This window comes from Streptomyces filamentosus (genome assembly GCF_014654895.1).
GTDB classification, from domain to species: Bacteria; Actinomycetota; Actinomycetes; order Streptomycetales; family Streptomycetaceae; genus Streptomyces; species Streptomyces filamentosus.
Genome location: NZ_BNBE01000004.1, coordinates 1,066,517 through 1,085,541, shown reverse-complemented (window position 1 = coordinate 1,085,541; position 19,025 = coordinate 1,066,517). Strand labels below are relative to the sequence as shown.

The following is a 19,025-nucleotide window of genomic DNA, read 5'->3' as shown; positions in this document are numbered from 1 at the left end:
CAGACCCTCCCACAGTCGCGCAGTCAGCGGGCGTGCTTCCAGGGTGTGCTCGTGTGCGAGCGGGTCTGGTCAGCTGAATGCTGACCTTTTGCTGACTTCGCTGACGTGTCGTCAGGTGCTCTCGGGTGTAGAGCAGGGACTGGTGGCATGACGGTCTCGGCGCGGTAGCCCGCGTGACTCAAGGCCCGGCAGGAGGTGGTGGTACGCCTGTTCCGGCCGGCCGGCCGGCCGGCTCGGCTCGACGTCAGGCGTTGCCCGAGCCCCGGTCGAGCCTTCCGCTTCAGCGCGGTGACATCATCGGGCTCGTCGCACTGCCTTCCGTACTCTCGCCGATGAGCCTCATGGTGCGCCTTCGCGCGCCGCATCATGGGCGACTATGACTATGGGGAAGAGGGTCTCCAAACGTCTGGGGAGCGCCGCTAAGACGAGCATCCGTGCCCGCACGATGCCGTGAAGCAGGAAGCCGTCGGAAGAGGCTAGTCGGCTCAGCCTGGAATCCTCATCCTTTAGGGCGGGCTGTATGTCTACATCGTCTCCCCAACCCGCCGGCAGCAGTGCATCATGCTGTCGGTGACCTGTAAGATCCGCTTGTCAGCGTCGGGCGTCCATCTCTTTGACCGCGTGTCCGGGACCAACGTGCTCCTCGACGAGGTGGCTGTACCTGTCGAGCAGTTTTCTCGAGCCCCTCGGTACCTGTCCGTAGCGCTCACGAATGCCTGTGAACTGCGTTGCTCATACTGCTATGCACCCAAATATGCCGCTTCGCTCGACAGGGAGCGTGTGCTGCAGTGGGCTGTCGAACTTGATGCCGCAGGGTGCCTCGGACTCGGCTTCGGCGGTGGGGAGCCGACCACGTACCGACAGTTCCCTCAGCTCTGTGCCGACATCGCCCAGGCCACATCTCTCCCGGTTACTTTCACTACCCACGGACACCGCCTCACCCCTGCACTCATCGACTCCCTGCGAGGGTCCGTACACTTTGTCCGCCTTTCAGTCGACGGCGTCGGAGCCACCTACGAACGGCTCCGCGGACGGCCCTTCACCGCTCTCGTTCAAGCAGCCGGGCTGCTCCATTCTCTCGCTCCTTTCGGGATCAACGCGGTCATCAACGCCGACACCGTCAGCGAGCTAGACCGCCTTGCCGAGTTCGCCGGCGCGGCCGGCGCATCCGAGCTCTTGCTTCTGCCCGAGCAGCCGACCAAGACCACCCCTGGGATCAGCGACAGTGATGCCGAGCGCCTCGTCCAATGGGTCACCACGGTCACAACCGAGGTCAGGCTCGCAATTTCTCGCAGCGGCTTCGAAGCAGCGCTGCCCACGGCAGAGGCCATCCCCGAGGAATCCCCCCTCGACGCGCACATGCACGTCGACGCTGCCGGCGTACTACGCCCCAACGCCTACGCGTCCATGGGAGTACCTGTCGGTCAATCCATCATCGAAGCTGTAGAGGCACTGAGGGAGGCAGGATGAGGATCTGGAACGGCTACGGATCGGAGCACTCGATGAACCTGATTCTGATCGGTCAGTTCCAGACCGTGGCCGAGGCCAGAGCGGTGACGGAGCGTATGAAGGCGCTCGAGGCCCTCGCTGAAGCCGAGTGGTCCGACGACGACTGGCGTAGTCGCGATGAGCGCATGCCCCCCGAGATCAGCAAAGCCCTGTACGACATGCAGCTCTACGACATGGGGCGGTCCGACGTCGATGCCTACGCCCTCGATCACAGGGTTACCCGGGACGGAGAGAAGATCCGCATCTGGACAGACGACACCGAGATCCAGGGATTCCTGAAGGTGCTGCTCCACCATGGTGCGAAAGTCGAGATCTTCTCCCGCCACAACTGGGATGAAGATGCGACCCCGATCGCCTCCGAGGACGATGCGAACCCGGCCGCCCCCTCGGACACGAGCGATGGGGATGATGGTGGATCTGACTGATCTGGCAAAGCTGCCCGGCGCTGTCGAGAAAACCTTCGAGGCACTAACACGGGCAATCGTGTCCCGCCGCTACGGCGCGCTGGGCACCCTGCGAGAGCGCCGCAACCAGCCCGGCGTCGAGTTCTACCTGCCTGTCGAGCACCCCGGCGAGCTCGGAAACCCCGGGCGCGTCTGGGGCTGGTCCTGCAAATGGCTCATCCTCAACAACAGGAACGAGCTCAGCCGGAGCCAACGGGCGCAGATCGAGGACTCCGTCACCAAGGCGATCAAGTACGTCGACAATCTCACCGACTTCGTTCTCTGCCTTCCCCAGCGCCCCGCGAAAGACGACGAGACGTGGATCGACAGCCTCGGCCCGGACGGGGTAACCATCCGGCAGTGGTACACCGAAAACTTCGACGCCGAGCTCTCCGGCCACGACGAGCTCCGTTCCACCTTCTTCGACGACCTCGTCCTCACACCAGACCAGCTCGCCAACGTCCACAAACGCTCTGTTGCACCCATCGCAGCCCGCTGGACACCGCAGCTCCATACCCTCCACCACGTGGAACGGGCCATTGATCGGGCCTTGCTGCGGCCGCAGGCGTTCCTGCCACTGCAGCACTATGTCGACAGCATCGGGCCCCGAATCCAGGAACTGCGCGCCAGCCTGGACACCCTCGACACCGATGACCGAGAAGCCGGCATGGCCGCTGCCGACGACCTCGACGGGTTCGTTGACGGCCTCCGGGAGATCATCCACGCCGCAAGCGTCCTGCGGCCCTCGGAAGTCCGCGAGCGGCTCGCCAGCCAGCAGCCGCCGACGACCTCTCCGCGCACACTGAGACGGTTGGTGATCAAGCTCAGGAATCGGCGTCGGCCTGAGGCACTTGCCGTGACCGGGATCGGCGCAGACGTCCGCGACATCGTCGGATGGCTGCACACCGCGCAGAAGTGTGCCGAAGCACCGCTGCTCGCTGTCGTTGCCCCCGCCGGGCAGGGTAAGACGCACCTCGCCGCGCAGCTGACTTCGCCGACAGGTCAGCCGACAGCAGGTCTGTTCATCCAAGGCAGCGGTCTGCGGGTTGGGAAGACACTCGACGACCTCGTCCGGCGCGTTCCCGGTCTGAGAGTCGACCGATTCGAAGACCTCCTGGAGGCTCTCAATTCGGCTGGCAACCGCGCCGGCTGCCGAGTGCCCCTGATCATCGATGGTCTGAACGAGGCCGAGCGGCCCTCTGAATGGCAAACGCTCCTCGCCGAACTAGCGCCGGCAATGAGCGACTACCCCTACGTGGCCGTGATCGTCACACTCCGCAATACGCTGGCTGAGCATGCCCTCCCGGCCGGTACCGTCTGCCTCGACCTCGCTTGGCATCGCCCCGAGGTCGCCGACATCATTCGCGTCTACTTCGACCACTACCGGATTGACGCAGCGGACGCCTGGCTTCCCATCGGCAACTTCCACAATCCGCTGTTCGTCCGCATGTACTGCGAGGCAGCGAACCACGAGCGCCGGGTGACGGTCGGAGCAGAGGCCTTGCCTCAGTCCCTGATCGGTGTTTTCGAGCTCTACCGCAACCGTGTAGCCGAGCGACTGGAGCACGACCCGGCCCGCATCCTGGTGCCCGCCGATCAGATCAAACGCAATCTTGCCGCCCTCGCCAGGCACATGTGGGCACAAGGTGTCCGCAAGCTGTCGTCCGACGACGCGCGAGCGATCCTCGACGTCGGCCAGCAGACCTGGGACGAGAGCCTCTTCCGACGCCTCGTAGAGGAAGGCGTACTCTTCCGCGAAGAGATCGAGGGATTCGACGACACCGAGTGCGGCTTCCTGTTCGACCGTTTCGCCGGGTACCTGATCGCCGACGCGATCCTGGCACGCACGACCTACGAACAGGTCGACGACCAGCTCGCCGACGCGATGCTATGGCGATCACTGAGGGGCGAGCAGTCCCACCCACTCGGCGAAGACGTCACCGTTGGCCTCGTCGCCCTGCTCCCGCGGCGATTCACCAAGCACCATTTGTGGCGCGTCGCACCCGCCGAGCACCGCTCGGACACGCTCGCCCAGGAGCTCGAGACGGAGTCCGGCTTCCTCGACGACGAAACCGTCGACGCACTCGTCCCGCTGGCCGCCCACAGGCGCCCCGACGGCAGTGGCCGCCGACACGTCCTCTCCCGCCTGTGGGAGGTCCGCAGAGCTGCCCCCCCACCGACTGAACGCCACGTTCCTCGACCGGGTCCTGCGCCACCTGCCCCTCCCGCAACGAGACCTCCACTGGACCGAATGGGTCCGACACTCCTCGGAGCAGCTCACAGCCGACCTGGAACGCGCGATCGACACCTGGAGCCACAGCGACAGCCGCACCGAGATTGACGACCTGGACGCACAGGCCACCGCATGGCTTCTGACATCCACGAACAAGCACCTACGCGACCTGGCGACGAAAGCACTCCAGCGCTACGGTCACCCCCACCCCAAACGAATGTTCGATCTCGTCGCACGGATGCTCGACGTCGACGACCCCTACATCACCGAACGCCTTGTGGGAGCCGCATTCGGCGCCGCCAGCGTTCACCAGATGCCGGATCCCGACGGACCGTTCGAACACTCCCTGCAGGCCTGGCTTGACCAGCTGCGTGGCCACTTCCTCGACGGCGGCACCACACCCACCTCGCACGAGCAACTGCGCGAGTATGTCCGCGCAGCGTATGAATTCGCTGCCAACCTTCACCCGGCCGCTGTACCCGACGGCGTCGACCCCTTGGCGCTGACCTTCGCAACAACGGCGCCCGCCCCAGAGATGGACGACGACGACCCTCACGCTGAAGAGTGCGCGCGCACCTTCGGCATGGACTTCGAGAACTACGTCATCGGCGCTGCGATCAACGGCAGGGACAACTACCAGTTCGATCACCCCGCGTACCGCAAGGCTCGCGCAGAGGTCATGGCCCGTATCTGGGAGTTGGGATGGCGCGAGGCGGACTTCGGCACCGTCGAAGAGGCCATTGTCATGAGAACCGGCCGCTACTCCGGCATGCGCGCGCCGGTGGAGCGTTATGGCAAGAAGTACGGCTGGATCGCCTATCATGAAATGGTCGGACGCCTTGTTGATGCTGGCCGCGCACCGGCCCCCTTCGGGGGCTCTCCACGGCAGATGCCTGACATCGACCCATCGTTTCCCACCGTGCCTCCGGTGGCCCCTATGCCTCTTCCTGAATGGGCACCTAAGGAGCGCACGGACAGCCGGAGCTGGTTGACCTCGGGAATGGTAGAACTCCCAGAGGCGCTGTGGTCGCCGCAGGAGATCCACCAAGTGGAAGGCGGCTGGCTCCTGGCCGAGGGGTATCTGGAGCACCGCCTCGCCGGACGTACCGTGTTCGGATTCTTCCGCACCCTCCTGCTCGACGGTGCGGATGTGGAACCCGCACGACAGCTCATCAGCGAACAGTCCTATCTGGGGAACGAATTCTTCCCCTCGCTTCCAACGATCCGCGACGTCCTGGCTGCTGAGATGCCGTGGAGTCCCAGACTGGCCGTCCGTTTCGACGACGACGATCCCAGTGCAGTCCCGCACCGGGCACTGCGCCGCGACTGGCAGGACGACGGGATCCGGTTCGGTCAGCTCGCGGTGGAATTCGGGTGGGAAAGCACATCGGAGACTGGGCTCGGCGGGGCCTACGACGTGCCGTCCTACGAGTTCGCCGACCAGTTCAAGCTGCGGCAACTCCTCGGCACCGTTGACCTCGTGAGCCTGGACGGACGCCGAGCCGCCGCGGTCGTGCGTGCGGTTAAACCCTGGCGCGGCCACATGCTGTTCCTGCGCCGCGACCTCGTCGAGTGCTTTGCCGGCAACCGCACGATCATGCAGGTGGCATGGGGAGAGCGTGAAGTAGCCGTCGACTGGCACGCTGCTCCTGCCTGGGTACGTGACGCGCAACGCAGCCATGCGAACCTGTGGCGACACGTACGGACACTCGAGACGAACCAGCGGAGCTCGGAGACGTAATGGACGATGCAATCCGGTCAGACAGCCCGCCCGACTGACATCTTAGGAACACAGGAGGGCCCCGCTCCCTGTCGCAGATGACCCCCTCTGCTGACGTTCATACCTCCGAGGCGGTGCGGTCCCGCCCAATAGAGAAGGACCACAGAGCCTCGGAGCGAAGCACCCGGCCTGCGCGTATCGACAGCACGATGCGCCTGCTCGCAGGCGATCAGTACTCCGCTCAAGGCACCGGTGCCCGTCGGGGAGTGTCAGGATGGCGAGCTTTGCTCAACCTGAGGCGCGGAGCATGCCATGGGGAGCAGACGGCGGCCGGCGACCCCGAAGGGCTGCGAGCCGGCCGCCACACCGCGTACGACGACTCGGCTCAGTACCCGCCTCTGGCCCTTCGGAGTTCGTCGGCCGCCAGCTTCAGCTGCACGATGAGACCCTCTGCCTTCATGAGCTCACTGGCGCCGTCCTGCACCGCCCTGGCGATGTCCTCCGCCCCGCGCAGGCTGTCGGCCGCCGCGTACAGGGTGGAGGCGCTGTCCTGTAGATGCCCCAGGGCACTCGCGGTTCTCCACAGCAGGGGGGCGGTGTCCTGCAGATGCCCCAGGCCGTCGGAAGCGGACCGCAGCCACGACGCCGTGTCTGGATCGATTCCGAACCCGTGCACCCGCGGATCGCGAAGCTCCTCCACCAGGACCTGAAGTGTCGCGGCAGCCTCGGGAGCGATCCGCGCGAGCTTTTCCAGAGCCTCGCGTGTCTCGTCCTGGAACGACGCGAACGACTCCGACACCAGCTCCCGCAGCCGTTCCTCCGTCAGACCCTGCAGCTCCAGCAGCGGAGCCGTCCCCTCACTCTCCCGCTGCTCCTTCCACGCCTCCAGCAGCTCCACCGTGTACTGCTCGCTGCCGTGGCCGTCGACCCGGACGTGGTGGACCTTGCACAACAGCAACAGGTTCGAGAAGGCGTTCTTCTCGTCCAGCGACAGCTCCGGATCGAACCGCTTGCCGCCCGAGCTGACCGCCCGGATGTGCGCGATCTCCAGATTGAGAATGTGCTCCCCGTCGACGAACCGGGTGACCGGCTCCTCGCATCCAGGCCAGTAGCAAAAGCCGCGACACAGCGACATCAACGCCGCATGCGTCCCCGACGTGTACTTCCGTGCCTCGCCCACGAAACTCCCTCCTGCGCCCGCAGGGAAGATTCCCGCGGTGTAGTCGTCCTCAAAACAACCCGTGAAGGGCCGTTACCAGGTCCAGTGAAGTGATCGATGTGCCGTCGCCCCCAGCCGTCCCTGAGGGCGTCAGCTCAGGTCTCGTGCCTGCCAGTTGGGCGGCAGCTTGGGCAGTCCGATGAGGGCGTCGATGCCGAGGTGTTCCAGGAGCAGTGCCTTGAGGTGACGGCCGTCGATGAGTTCGACCCGGTTGCGTGGTGCGAAGTCCCAGCTGGCCTTGCCGAACCATGCGGTGGTGACCACGATGCCCTTCGATGCGCCCTTGTCGACGACGAGTCCCGCGACTGCCCGTACTGTCTCGGCGGACACGACGTTCTTGGTGCGCTTGGCCTGGATGATGCATAGCCCGCCAATCAGCGGTTCCTCGTTGACCGCGACGGCGTCGATGCCGTCGTCCCGCGATGCCTGGGTCACCCACGACTTCAGCCCGATTCTCTCGAACAGTCTCCGTATCAGGTGCTCGAAGTCGGTCGGGTCCATCGCGACCAGGTCAGGCCTGCTGTCCAGGCCGGCGACGACATCCCGCTCCGGGGCGATCTTGTATCGGGACAGGTCGAATGAGACGACAGGCCGCACCGGCTCCAGGTCGTAGGGGTGCTGGGAGATGATCGCGTTGAGATGATGCAGACTGGCGACCGGATCGAGCTCGGGCTCGTCTAGGACCAGGTCCGCGAACCCTTCCCGGCTGACACGCACACTGACCAGGCACGGTTCGATCGTCTTCCCCGTGGCCCGGTCCTTGGCCCGCACCTTGCCGTTGAACGCGATCTGGTCCACCAGCGCCGGCGGAGTCACAGCGAAAGCCTCATCGATGGCCCGCAATGCGAGCCGCGCCACCAGGTCCCGGTACAGAGCCTTCGTCTCCGCCTCCTTGCGCGGCTGCGGAACCACCGCCGGGGGAGTAGAAGCCTTGAACCGGTACTGCGCAACCGAAGGCACCACCGCCTGACCCGGCAGCTCTACCTCCACCACCAGCTCCCGCGACTCCGGAGCGAACGCCACCCGCCGCGTCCCGCCGAGCCCCTGCGGATAGCCGACGGAGCCGAGCGCCTCCTCCACACCGACCGTGAATCCCTTGAGATCTCCCTCGCCGAAAACCTGCTCCGCCTTCAGGCGCAGCTGGTGCAGCCCTCCAGGACGTGAATGCAGAACCGAGGAAAGAATTCTCAGTCGCTCCTCCACCTCGGCCGTACGCTCGGAGGCCTCTCGCCGCATGGCCTCGACGGCCTCCTGCTTCGCGAGCCGCTCGGCCGCAGCCTTCTCGCGGGCCTCGGCACGTTGCTTCTGTTCCAGCTCCTTTGCCCGCGCCGCATTCCGCTTCTCAAGGTCCCGCACGATCTGCTCAGCCCTGCGTGCGTCGGCACTCTGCCGCGCCTGTTTCTCCTTCTGAGTGTGCGACCACGCCTGCGCAGCCTCACGCTCCCTGCGGGCATCCTCCCTGGCCCGCGCGGCCGCGATACGCTCCGCCTCCCGGGCCTGACGCGCCCGCTCTGCCTCCGCCCGCTTGGCCGCAGCGGCCTTCGCCTTCTGGCGCTCCTGGTACACCTGCAACAACTGCGCTGCCAACGACTTCCTGCGCGCCATTCACCGGCCCCCACTCCGCGTCAAAGCACAAGAACTGCCCCTAAGCGAAGCCCGGCAATCCCAACACCGGATCCATGGCCTGACTCGCGCGCGGCATGGCCGTTTTCCCGCGCAGTGGATCCCGTGACCGCGCTGGGGGAGTGGCGGACGTCTCGTACTCACCCCCTGAGCACGGGGGCGGTCGCCGAAGCTTGCGATGGCGGTGGTCTCGTACCCGAGTTTGGCCGAGAACTGAAGGGGGAGGTGGCCCAAACCGCCGATCCCGAAGACGGCAATGCGTCCGCTGGGACTGACACCGGCCTTGCGGACAGCGTTATAGGTGGTCACGCCCGCGCTGCCGAACGGAGCGGCGTCGAAGAGGTCGAGGCCGTCGGGGGTACGGGCGAGCGTGTCGGCGAGCACGGTGATGGTCTGGGCCGGCCAACCCGGAGAAGTTCAGCGGCGTCCTGCTGACCGTCGAACGGCTTACCGCCTTCCGCGACACCATCACCGAACGCATCCACACCCGTACCGGGAGCATCGCTGAGGATCGGGTCGGCGCTCTCGCCCAGCTCACCATCGTCGCCAACCACCTGCTTCTCGCGCTCATCAACCACGAGTACCAGCATGACCAGTGGATCAGCGAGGTCCGTGCCAACAACCTCGGCCTCGTACTCTCCTGCGCCCTCGGTTCGGACTGCATCAGCCGGGTCGACGGCTACCTTGTCCGCAACCCCTACGCCTGACCATCCGCTCCTCAGTCTGGCGGCCCGCTGGGAGCAGGCTGCGGACGCCCCGCGCCAAGGTTCCGTCGCCTCGTCAGCGCGTGACGATCACAACATCAAGTCGCCTTGGTCCGTGCACGCCTTCGACGCGGTCGAGTTCGATGTCGCTCGTTGCGGAGGGGCCGGAGATCCAGGTCTGAGGGCGGGTCGGGTCGAGGCGCGGCAGGGCTTGGGGGACGGAGCCGACGACCTGGTCCTTGGCGCGCACGACGCAGATGTGCAGGTCGGGGACGAGGGTGAGGGCGCGGCGGCCTTGGCCGGGGCCGCTGTCCAGGACGATCGTGCCGGTTTCGGCGATGGCGAGAGCGCAGCTGGTGATTACGGCGTGCGTGGTGTCCAGCTCGTGCGGTGTGAGGAGGGAATCCGTGTCGTGGTGCTGCTGGGCCGTCGTTTCGGACAGCCAAGCGACGGGCAGGCCGGGGGGCACCGCGATGGTCTGGGCGCCGTGCCGGTCGAGGAGTTCTGCCACTAGAGCGGGAAGGTCGGTCTCCGTGGTCCGGTGCACGTTCGCGCGGTAGTCGGCGAGGTTCTCGTGAAGGAGGTCCAGTATCACGGCCTTATCGTCGGGGGTGTGGGCGGTGAGGTAGTCGCGTGCCGGTTCCGGGGAGGGCGGGGCGTCGAGGAGCGCCTGACGGATGCGCCCTAGGACGCGTGCGCGGGAGTTCTGCTTCACGTGCGGTTCTTCTTCCACCAGTCGCGGAACGGTTCGGCGGGCATGTCGGGCAGGTCGCGGCTCTCGGTCCACTGGCGTGCGCCGGGTCCGGGCAGCTTCCTCGGGTGCAGCTTGCGGGTGGCGGACGCGATGCGTTCCCCGGCGCTGAGCACACCGGGGTGGTCCAGGACCCATGTGGATGCCTTGATCGCGGCCTTCTCCAGACGGTGCCCCTTCCCGCCTTCCTCGGCGACCTTCTCCCGCAGGTGGACGAGGACTTCGGGGATGTCGATGGCGACCGGGCAGACGTCGTAGCAGGCCCCGCACAGCGAGGAGGCGTACGGCAGCGAGGCGTCGACCTCGCTCGTCGTGCCGCGCAGTTGCGGGGTGAGGATCGCGCCGATCGGGCCGGGGTAGACGGAGCCGTAGGCGTGGCCGCCGGCCCGCTCGTACACCGGGCAGACGTTGAGGCAGGCGGAGCAGCGGATGCAGCGTAGCGCCTGGCGGCCGACCTCGTCGGCGAGGGCGTCGGTGCGGCCGTTGTCGAGGAGGACCAGGTGGAAGGCGCTCGGGCCGTCGCCGTCCGTCGTCCCCGTCCACGTGCTGGTGTACGGGTTCATGCGTTCGGCGGTGGAGGAGCGGGGGAGGGTCTGGAGGAAGACCTCCAGGTCCCGCCAGGTGGGGACGACCTTCTCGATGCCGACGACCGAGATCAGCGTCTCGGGGAGGGTGAGGCACATGCGGCCGTTGCCCTCCGACTCCACCACCACGAGGGTGCCGGTCTCGGCGACCATGAAGTTCGCTCCGGAGATCCCGACCTTGGCCCGCAGGAACTTCTCCCGCAGGTGCAGCCGGGCCGCCTCCGCCAGCTCGGCGGGGGAGTCGGAGAGCCCCTCCGGCGCGGGACGCCCCCAACGCCCCATCGTGTCGCGGAAGATGTCACGGATCTCGCCCCGGTTGCGGTGGATCGCCGGGACCAGGATGTGCGAGGGCCGGTCCTCGCCGAGCTGCACGATCAGCTCGGCCAGGTCGGTCTCGTAGGCGCGGATCCCCTCGGCCTCCAGGGCCTCGTTGAGCCCGATCTCCTGCGTGGCCATCGACTTGACCTTGACGACCTCGCTCTCGCCGGTCGCCTTCACCAGCTCCGTGACGATCCGGTTCGCCTCCGCGGCGTCCGCCGCCCAGTGCACGGTGCCGCCCGCCGCCGTCACCGCCTCCTCCAGCTGCACGAGGTAGGTGTCCAGGTTGCGCAGGGTCTCGGTCTTGATCTGCTTGCCCGCTTCGCGGAGCTCTGCCCAGTCGGCCAGCTCCGCCACGGCGACCGCCCGCTTGTCGCGGATGGTGTGGGTGGCGTGGCGCAGGTTCGCGCGCAGGGTGGCATCGCGTACGGCCTCGTGTGCGGCCTTCGGGAAGGCCGGCATGCCGATGAAGGTCCCGCTCATGCGAAGGGCTCCTCTTCCGTGCTCGCGAGGATCTCCGCGAGGTGCAGGGCTCGCTGCGGGGCGTCCTGGCGGCGCAGCATGCCGCCGAGGTGCATCAGGCAGGAGTTGTCGGCGCCGCACAGGACCTCGGCGCCGGTGGACAGGGAGTTGTGAATCTTGTCGGCGCCCATGGCGGTCGATACGTCGGGGTTTTTCACGGCGAAGGTGCCGCCGAAGCCGCAGCACTCTTCGGCCCCCGGCAGCTCGACCAGTTCCAGGCCCTTCACCGCCTCCAGCAGCCGACGGGGGCGCTCGCCCAGGCCGAGCATCCGCAGGCCGTGGCAGGACGGGTGGTACGTGACCTTGTGCGGGAAATACGCCCCGACGTCTGTCACGTCAAGCACGTCGACGAGGAACTCCGTCAGTTCGTAGGTCCGGGGAACCAGGGAGTCCGAGGCCTGCGCGAGGGTGTCTCCGCGTCCTTCGGCCCGGGCCTTGCCGCCGATCCGCGGGTAGTTGTCGCGGATCATGGCGACGCAGGAGCCGGACGGGGTGACGACGTAGTCGTAGCCCTCGAAGGTCCGGGCCATGCGGCGGACCAGCGGTTCGGTCTCCCGCCGGTAGCCGGTGTTGTACTGCGGCTGACCGCAGCAGGTCTGCCCGGCGGGGAAGTCGATGTCCACGCCGAGGCGTTCGAGGAGCCGGACGGTCGCGACGGCCGTCGAGGGGTAGAGCGCGTCGTTGACGCAGGTGGCGAAGAGAGCGACACGCATCAGGGGTTCCTCGGGGCAGAGTCGAGCCGGGCGGCGGCCGCGTGCCAGGTGGAGCTGTCACCCCGCGGGGTGTAGTGCCGCAGGTGCTGGGTGGAGGCGATCAGGCGGCGCATGTCGGCGAGGTCTCCGACCAGGCCGGCGGCGCGGGCCTGGACCAGGATGTTGCCCAGTGCGGTGGCCTCGGTGGGGCCGGCGACGACGGGCAGGCCGGTGGCGTCTGCGGTGAGCTGGCAGAGCAGGTCGTTGCGTGAACCGCCGCCGACGAGGTGGACGCGGGTGATGTCGCGGCCGGCGAGCTCGGCGGCCTGCCGCAGGGCTCGGCGGTGGGCGAGCGCCAGGCTTTCCAGGATGCAGCGCACCACCGCGCCCTGGCTGCCGGGAACACGCTGCCCGGTACGGGCGCAGTAGTCCCGGATGCGGGCCGGCATGTCGCCGGGAGCGAGGAACTCCGGTGCGTCCGGGTCGACGATCGAGGCGAAGGGCTCGGCGCGGGCCGCGTCGGCGAGGAGCGTGGGTATGTGCGTGGGGAGGTTCTCCTTCTCCCAGGTGCGCCGGCACTCCTCCAGGAGCCACATGCCCATGATGTTGCGCAGGTAGCGGATCGTGCCGTCGATGCCGCGCTCGTTGGTGAAGTTCGCCGCCCGGGATTCCTCACTCAGCACCGGCGCGTCCAGTTCGAGCCCAGCCAGCGACCAGGTTCCGCAGGAGATGTAGGCGAAGCCCGGCTCGGTCGCGGGTACAGCGACGACGGCGGAGGCGGTGTCGTGTGAGGCGACCGTCGTCACCGGGGTGCGCGGGTCGAGACCGGTGTACGCGGCGACGTGCGGGAGCAGAGTGCCGGCCGGGTCGCCGGGGGCGCGAAGCGGCGGGAAAAGACCAGGGTCGAGAGAGAGCCGGCTCAGAAGGTCCTTGGACCAGGTACCGGTGCGGGCGTCGAAGAGGCCGGTGGTGGAGGCGTTGGTCTCCTCGGCTCCGATCGAGCCGGTCAGCCAGTGGATCAGCAGGTCCGGGACGAGGAGCAGGGTGCGGGCGGCATCGTGCTGGGCGGTGTCCGCGCCCGCGGCGATCTGGAAGACCGTGTTGAACGGCAGATGCTGCAGGCCGGTGACGCCGTACAGCTCCTTGGCGCCGACTTCGGCCCAGACACGGGCGGCGGCGCCGTCGGTCCGGCCGTCGCGGTAGTGGAACGGATGGCCGAGCAGGGCCCCGTCCGCGTCGAGGAGGCCGTAGTCCACTGCCCAGGTGTCGACGCCGACGGAGGCGACGCCGCCGGAGCGGGCGGCTTCACGCAGTCCGTCGAGGGTGCCCTGGAAGAGGGAAAGGACGTCCCAGCGCAGGCCGTCCGGCAGCCGCACGGGTGTGTTGGGGAAGCGGTGGACCTCGGTGAGGTCGAGGTTGTCCGGGCCCACGCGGCCGACGATCACCCGTCCGCTGGTAGCGCCGAGATCGACCGCGGCGAACGCGGACGCGAAGGCGGAGGACGGGGGAGTGGTGGTCACGTGGATACCTCTGTGCGACGGATGGGGCGTCAGGGAAGGACAGGGAAAGGGCGGACCGACGGCGCCGGGGGCACGGTGTCAGGGCCGGTTCCCGTACGGCTTCGTGCCGCCGGTCCGCGGGTGCGCCTGGGGCAGGTGCGTCAGTCACTTCCCCCAGGCGCAGTCGAGAGGCCTTCAGCGCAGGAAGGCGGCGGCGACGCCGGCGTCGACCGGGACGTGCAGGCCGGTGGTGTGGGTGAGGTCGCCGCCGGTGAGGGCGAAGACCGCGTTCGCGACGTGCTCGGGGAGGACCTCGCGCCTGAGGAGGGTCCGCTGGGCGTAGAACGCGCCGAGCTCCTCCTCCTCGATGCCGTAGGTGGCGGCGCGCTGGGCGCCCCAGCCGGCGGCGAAGATCCCGGAGCCGCGCACCACGCCGTCGGGGTTGACGCCGTTGACGCGGATGCCGTGCTCGCCGAGTTCGGCGGCGAGGAGGCGGACCTGGTGGGCCTGGTCGGCCTTGGTGGCGGAGTAGGCGATGTTGTTCGGCCCTGCGAAGACGGCGTTCTTGGAGGCGATGTAGACGATGTCGCCACCGAGGCCCTGTTCGATCATGACGCTCGCGGCCTCGCGGGAGACGAGGAAGGAGCCGCGGGCCATGATGGCGTGCTGGAGGTCCCAGTCTTTGGCGGTCGTTTCCAGCAGGGGCTTGGAGATCGAGATGCCGGCGTTGTTGACGACGAGGTCGACGCCGCCGAAGGCGAGGACCGCCTCGCGGAACGCGGCGCTGATCTGCTCCTCGGAGGTCACGTCCACCGTGACCGCCACCGCCTTGTCCGGCCCGCCCAGCTCCTCGGCGACCGAGGCGGCGTTGTCACCGTTCAGGTCCGCGACGACAACGCAGGCGCCCTCGGCGACCAGCCGCTGCGCGATGGCCTTGCCGATGCCCGAGCCCGCGCCCGTCACCAGCGCCACGCGTGTGGCGAGGGGCTTCGGCTTCGGCATGCGCCGCAGCTTGGCCTCTTCCAGCTCCCAGTACTCGATGCGGAACTTCTCCGCCTCCTCGATGGGGGCGTAGGAGGAGACCGCCTCGGCGCCGCGCATGACGTTGATCGCGTTGACGTAGAACTCGCCCGCGACCCGCGCGGTCTGCTTGTCCTTGCCGAAGGAGAACATGCCGACGCCGGGGATGAGGACGATCGCCGGGTCCGCGCCGCGCAGGGCGGGGGAGTCGGCGGTGGCGTGGCGGGCGTAGTAGGCGGCGTACTCCTGCCGGTACTCGACGTGCAGTGTCTTGAGCCGGGTCACGGCCTCGTCCAGGGGTGCGGTCGGCGGCAGGTCGAGGAGGAGGGGGCGGACCTTGGTGCGCAGGAAGTGGTCGGGGCAGGAGGTGCCCAGGGCCGCCAGACGTGGATGCTGGTCGTGGGCGAGGAAGTCCAGGACGGTCTCGGAGTCGGTGAAGTGCCCGACCTGGGGACGGTCCTGGGAGGCCAGGGCGCGGATCACCGGGGCGAGCGCGGCGGCCCGCTCCCGGCGTTCAGCCTCGTCCAGCGCCGCATAGCCGTCCAGCGGGGCGCCGAACGGCTGCTCCTTGCCCCGCTCGGTGAGGAACGCCTCCGCCGTGCGGATCATCCACAGCGCGTTGGTCTCGCACTCCTTGGAGGTGGCACCCCAGGCGGTGATGCCGTGCCCGCCGAGCACCACGCCGACGGCCTCGGGGTGGGCCTCCTTGATCGCCGCGATGTCCAGGCCGAGCTGGAAGCCGGGCCGCCGCCACGGCACCCAGGCCACCTTCCCGCCGTAGCACTCCGCCGTCAGCTTCTCCCCGTCGGCGGCGCAGGCCAGCGCGATACCCGAGTCCGGGTGCAGGTGGTCCACGTGCGCGGCGTCCACCAGGCCGTGCATGGCGGTGTCGATGGACGGAGCGGCCCCGCCCTTGCCGTGAAGGCAGTAGTCGAACGCGGCGACCATCTCGTCCTCGCGCTCCACCCCCGGGTACACGTCCTTCAGGGCCCGCAGCCGGTCGAGGCGGAGGATGGCGAGGCCGTCCCCGGTGAGGGTGCCGAGGTCGCCCCCGGAGCCCTTCACCCACATCAGCTCCGTGTCGGAGCCGGTGACCGGGTCGGTGACGGTGCCCTTGGCGGAGGCGTTGCCGCCGGCGTAATTGGTGTTGCGGGGGTCGGAGCCCAGCCGGTGTGCGCGACCGAGGAGGGCTGCGACTTCGGGATGCGTGGCCATGGGAGATCGGTCCTTCAGTGTGAAGCGTGCGGAGGAGGAGATGAGGGCGCCTGCTCGGCGCGAGAGCCGTTCAGATCGGCGGGCCTGCGGGAGGAGCGGAGCGCTCAGGCGCCCCAGCCGGCCTGCTCGCCGCCGACGCGCTCGGCGGCGATCCGCTCCTGCCACCCGGACGCCGCGTACGCGGCAACGGGGTCGGGGTTCAGGCCTTGCTCCTCGCGGACTTCCCGCAGCAGAGGGCGGACGTCCGTGTTGTACGCGTCCATGAGCACCGCGTTGGCGGCGAGGACGTCACCGGCGGCCTGGGCGGCGGTGAGAGCGTCGCGGTCGACGAGGAGGGCCTTGGCAGTGGCTTCCTGGACGTTCATCACGGAGCGGATGACGGCCGGGATCTTCGCCTCGATGTTGTGGCACTGATCGAGCATGAAGGCCACGTTCGTCTCGGTCCGCAGCCCACCGTTCTTGGCGACCTCGTGCATGATCCGGAACAGCTGGAAGGGGTCGGCGGAGCCGACCATCAGGTCGTCGTCGGCGTAGAAGCGGGAGTTGAAGTCGAAGCCGCCGAGCCTCCCCTCGCGGAGCAGGAAGGCGACGATGAACTCGATGTTGGTGCCCGGCGCGTGGTGCCCGGTGTCCACGACGACCCGCGCCTTCGGCCCGAGCCTGAGGCAGTGGGCGTACGAGGTGCCCCAGTCCGGCACGTCCGTGGCGTAGAAGGCGGGCTCGAAGAGCTTGTACTCCAGGAGGATCCGCTGGTCGTCGCCGAGCCGCGCGTACACCTCGGCGAGGGACTCGGCGAGCCGGTCCTGGCGGGCGGCGATGTCGTCCTGGCCCGGGTAGTTGGTGCCGTCCGCGAACCACAGCTTCAGGTCCTTCGACCCGGTCGCGTCCATGATGTCGACGCAGTCGAGGAGGTGGTCGACGGCCTTGCGGCGGACCTTCGGGTCGGGGTGGCAGACGCTGCCGAGCCGGTAGTCGTCGTCCTGGAAGGTGTTGGAGTTGATCGCGCCCAGTTCCAGGCCGCGCTCCTTCGCGTACGCGGCGAGGGCGGCGTAGTCGTCGACCCGGTCCCACGGGATGTGCAGCGACACCTCCGGAGCGACACCGGTGAACTCGTGAACCTTCGATGCGTCATCGAGCTTCTCCCACGGCGTCCTCGGAACCCCGGGCTGCGCGAACACCTTGAAGCGGGTGCCGGAGTTCCCGTAGCCCCAGGAGGGGGTCTCGATCCGCTGGGCCTTGAGCGCGGCCTTCGCGGCGTCCCGTACGACAGTCATTGGGCAACCTCGGAACCAGGGCCGCGCGATACGCGACGGCGATGTGAATCGTTTCATCCATACCGAAACACGGAACCGATGAATGGTCAAGGAGCTGTGAGTAATCCGATGTGAAAGGATTCACTCAAGAGGTGTGATGTCGGCCTAGGATGTCGGGCATACGGATTCGACGTGAACGGATGGTCAGCAGTGGTGGGCATCAAGGACGTGGCACGCCAGGCGGGCGTGTCCGTGGGGACGGTCTCCAACGTCCTGAACAGGCCCGAGCGCGTCTCCCACGAGATCCGTGCCCGTGTCCACGCGGCGATCGACCTGCTGGGATACGTCCGGAGCGAGTCGGCGCGGCAGCTCCGCGCGGGCCACAGCCGCATGCTGGGGCTGCTGGTCATGGACACTGGCAACCCCTTCTTCGCCGTCCTCGCTCAAGGAACTGAACGGGTGGCCGCGGAGGCGGGCCTGGGCGTGATGGTGTGCAACAGTGCCGAGAGCGCCGCGGCCGAGCAGGGCTATCTGTCGCTCTTCGTCGAGCAGCGTCTTCGCGGTGTCCTGTTCGCGCCGGTCGCATCTGACGGTGAACCGTGGCAAGCGCTGCGGCGCGCGAACATCCCCTTCGTCGTCGTCGACCGAGCGGTCGACACGCGCACTGCCTGTTCAGTGGCCGCTGACGACGTCCTGGGAGGCAGTCTGGCGGGCAGGCATCTGCTTGCCGCCGGCCATCGACGCATCGCATATGTGCACGGCCCCGGCCATCTGCAGCAAGTCCGGGACCGGCGTGAGGGGCTTGCCCGCGCGGTGGAGGAGGCGGGGCTGGGCATCGACACGATCGTCGACATCCCTGCCGAAAAGCTGGACGTCAGCGCCGGCCGGGACGCCGGAGCACGACTCCTCGGCCTCTCACCCCGGCCCACGGCTGTTTTCTGCACGAACGACCTCTTGGCCCTCGGCGTCATGCAGACGACCTTCGACGCGGGCGTACGTGTCCCGGACGACCTCGCCGTCATCGGCTACGACGACATCGAGTTCGCGGAGGCAAGCCTCATCCCGCTGACCTCGGTGCGCCATCCGGCCGCGGAGATCGGCCGCCTGGCAGCCGGGCTCCTGCTGCAGGAGATCGAGCCGCCGGACCCGGAGCGCGGCCATCAGCACACCGGCATCGTGCTCCAGCCGGAGCTCGTCGTCCGCAGGTCGAGCACCCCGCAGCCCTGATCTCAGATCCTGCTCGCCCTCTCCCCGGCACGTCATGCGGTGCCGCCGGTCCGCACGGGCCCGCGCTGGGCGAGACGGGAAAGGATGCGCATCACCTCATCTCGCTCCTCGTACGGAAAGACGGCGAGCAGTTCACCGTTGATCCTTTCCGCGGCCGGAGCGAGGGCGGCATGCAGTTGCCTTCCCTCGTCCGTCAGGGCCAGCAGGGTCCGCCGTCGGTCCGCCGGGTCCTGCGTGCGGCTGAGGTGGTTCTGGTCGCTCAGCCTACGCACGATGTGGTGAGCCGTGGACCTGTCAAGCGATGTCAGCTGCGCGACGGTGCTCTGGTCGATTCCCTCCCTGTCCCGCACCGCGTTGAGCACGGCGAACTGCTGCGAGGTCACCGTCTCGGAGACGAACCTGCTCCAGAGCGAGGTGTGGACCTGCTCGGCACGCCGGATCAGGTGACCGGCGTAGCGGTCCAGGTCGAGGGCCCTGCTCATCCTTGGCTCCT

General features: G+C 68.1%; 15 protein-coding genes. 5 read left to right on the top strand and 10 right to left on the bottom strand.

Annotation, left to right across the window (positions count from 1 at the left end; genetic code table 11):
• Window positions 1-570 precede the first annotated feature (570 nt).
• The 4 genes from IE326_RS38660 to IE326_RS38645 all read left to right on the top strand — a co-directional run bounded on the left by IE326_RS38660 (window position 571) and on the right by IE326_RS38645 (window position 5,926).
• A complete protein-coding gene (locus tag IE326_RS38660) occupies window positions 571-1,470 on the top strand; it encodes a radical SAM protein (RefSeq protein ID WP_190044900.1) in 900 nt (299 codons plus the stop codon).
• Window positions 1,467-1,934, top strand: a complete 468-nt coding sequence (locus IE326_RS38655) for a DUF6375 family protein (protein WP_190044899.1) — start codon at window positions 1,467-1,469, stop codon at window positions 1,932-1,934. The genes IE326_RS38660 and IE326_RS38655 overlap by 4 nt, the downstream gene beginning before the upstream one ends.
• Window positions 1,915-4,293, top strand: a complete 2,379-nt coding sequence (locus IE326_RS38650) for an NACHT domain-containing protein (RefSeq protein ID WP_190044898.1) — start codon at window positions 1,915-1,917, stop codon at window positions 4,291-4,293. The genes IE326_RS38655 and IE326_RS38650 overlap by 20 nt, the downstream gene beginning before the upstream one ends.
• Before the next feature lie 109 nt (window positions 4,294-4,402).
• The gene (locus IE326_RS38645) at window positions 4,403-5,926 is read left to right on the top strand and encodes a hypothetical protein (protein ID WP_190044897.1); all 1,524 of its coding nucleotides are present in this window, start codon (window positions 4,403-4,405) and stop codon (window positions 5,924-5,926) included.
• A gap of 364 nt (window positions 5,927-6,290) precedes the next feature.
• Here the strand turns inward: IE326_RS38645 and IE326_RS38640 are convergent, their stop codons facing one another.
• The 9 genes from IE326_RS38640 to rhaI form a co-directional block, all read right to left on the bottom strand.
• Window positions 6,291-7,085, bottom strand: coding sequence for an HNH endonuclease signature motif containing protein (locus tag IE326_RS38640; protein ID WP_190044896.1), 795 nt, complete (start codon window positions 7,083-7,085; stop codon window positions 6,291-6,293).
• Window positions 7,086-7,214: 129 nt separating this feature from the next.
• Window positions 7,215-8,729, bottom strand: coding sequence for a restriction endonuclease (locus IE326_RS38635; RefSeq protein WP_190044895.1), 1,515 nt, complete (start codon window positions 8,727-8,729; stop codon window positions 7,215-7,217).
• A gap of 323 nt (window positions 8,730-9,052) precedes the next feature.
• On the bottom strand, window positions 9,053-9,337 hold the full coding sequence (locus IE326_RS38630; RefSeq protein WP_190044894.1) for a hypothetical protein: 285 nt from the start codon (window positions 9,335-9,337) through the stop codon (window positions 9,053-9,055).
• Between the two features lie 190 nt (window positions 9,338-9,527).
• Window positions 9,528-10,166: a LutC/YkgG family protein gene (locus IE326_RS38625; RefSeq protein WP_190044893.1), complete on the bottom strand. Its 639-nt coding sequence runs from the start codon at window positions 10,164-10,166 to the stop codon at window positions 9,528-9,530.
• Window positions 10,163-11,587, bottom strand: coding sequence for a LutB/LldF family L-lactate oxidation iron-sulfur protein (locus IE326_RS38620; protein ID WP_190044892.1), 1,425 nt, complete (start codon window positions 11,585-11,587; stop codon window positions 10,163-10,165). The genes IE326_RS38625 and IE326_RS38620 overlap by 4 nt, the downstream gene beginning before the upstream one ends.
• On the bottom strand, window positions 11,584-12,339 hold the full coding sequence (locus IE326_RS38615; RefSeq protein ID WP_190044891.1) for a (Fe-S)-binding protein: 756 nt from the start codon (window positions 12,337-12,339) through the stop codon (window positions 11,584-11,586). Before IE326_RS38615 ends, IE326_RS38620 begins: the two co-directional genes overlap by 4 nt.
• Window positions 12,339-13,838 (bottom strand): rhamnulokinase, encoded by a 1,500-nt coding sequence (locus IE326_RS38610; RefSeq protein WP_229915866.1) that lies wholly within the window; start codon window positions 13,836-13,838, stop codon window positions 12,339-12,341. The genes IE326_RS38615 and IE326_RS38610 overlap by 1 nt, the downstream gene beginning before the upstream one ends.
• Window positions 13,839-14,012: 174 nt before the next feature.
• Window positions 14,013-16,052, bottom strand: a complete 2,040-nt coding sequence (locus IE326_RS38605; protein ID WP_190044890.1) for a bifunctional aldolase/short-chain dehydrogenase — start codon at window positions 16,050-16,052, stop codon at window positions 14,013-14,015.
• A gap of 104 nt (window positions 16,053-16,156) precedes the next feature.
• Window positions 16,157-17,326, bottom strand: coding sequence for an L-rhamnose isomerase (rhaI, locus tag IE326_RS38600; RefSeq protein ID WP_190044889.1), 1,170 nt, complete (start codon window positions 17,324-17,326; stop codon window positions 16,157-16,159).
• 192 nt (window positions 17,327-17,518) lie between these two features.
• On the opposite strand from rhaI, the gene IE326_RS38595 reads away from it, so the two are divergent.
• Entirely contained in the window at window positions 17,519-18,532 is a 1,014-nt protein-coding gene (locus IE326_RS38595; RefSeq protein WP_229915865.1) for a LacI family DNA-binding transcriptional regulator, read from the top strand.
• Between the two features lie 32 nt (window positions 18,533-18,564).
• Here the strand turns inward: IE326_RS38595 and IE326_RS38590 are convergent, their stop codons facing one another.
• Complete coding sequence (locus IE326_RS38590; RefSeq protein WP_190044887.1) at window positions 18,565-19,014, bottom strand: MarR family winged helix-turn-helix transcriptional regulator; 450 nt, start codon at window positions 19,012-19,014, stop codon at window positions 18,565-18,567.
• Window positions 19,015-19,025: the final 11 nt, after the last annotated feature.

Coding starts and splice junctions, on each gene's coding strand:
- rhaI (WP_190044889.1), bottom strand. CDS start 17,326: ATGACTGTCGTACGGGACGCCGCGAAGGCCGCGCTCAAGGCCCAGCGG.
- IE326_RS38605 (WP_190044890.1), bottom strand. CDS start 16,052: ATGGCCACGCATCCCGAAGTCGCAGCCCTCCTCGGTCGCGCACACCGG.
- IE326_RS38620 (WP_190044892.1), bottom strand. CDS start 11,587: ATGAGCGGGACCTTCATCGGCATGCCGGCCTTCCCGAAGGCCGCACAC.
- IE326_RS38645 (WP_190044897.1), top strand. CDS start 4,403: ATGTTCGATCTCGTCGCACGGATGCTCGACGTCGACGACCCCTACATC.
- IE326_RS38655 (WP_190044899.1), top strand. CDS start 1,467: ATGAGGATCTGGAACGGCTACGGATCGGAGCACTCGATGAACCTGATT.
- IE326_RS38615 (WP_190044891.1), bottom strand. CDS start 12,339: ATGCGTGTCGCTCTCTTCGCCACCTGCGTCAACGACGCGCTCTACCCC.
- IE326_RS38635 (WP_190044895.1), bottom strand. CDS start 8,729: ATGGCGCGCAGGAAGTCGTTGGCAGCGCAGTTGTTGCAGGTGTACCAG.
- IE326_RS38590 (WP_190044887.1), bottom strand. CDS start 19,014: ATGAGCAGGGCCCTCGACCTGGACCGCTACGCCGGTCACCTGATCCGG.
- IE326_RS38650 (WP_190044898.1), top strand. CDS start 1,915: ATGATGGTGGATCTGACTGATCTGGCAAAGCTGCCCGGCGCTGTCGAG.
- IE326_RS38630 (WP_190044894.1), bottom strand. CDS start 9,337: ATGCTGGTACTCGTGGTTGATGAGCGCGAGAAGCAGGTGGTTGGCGAC.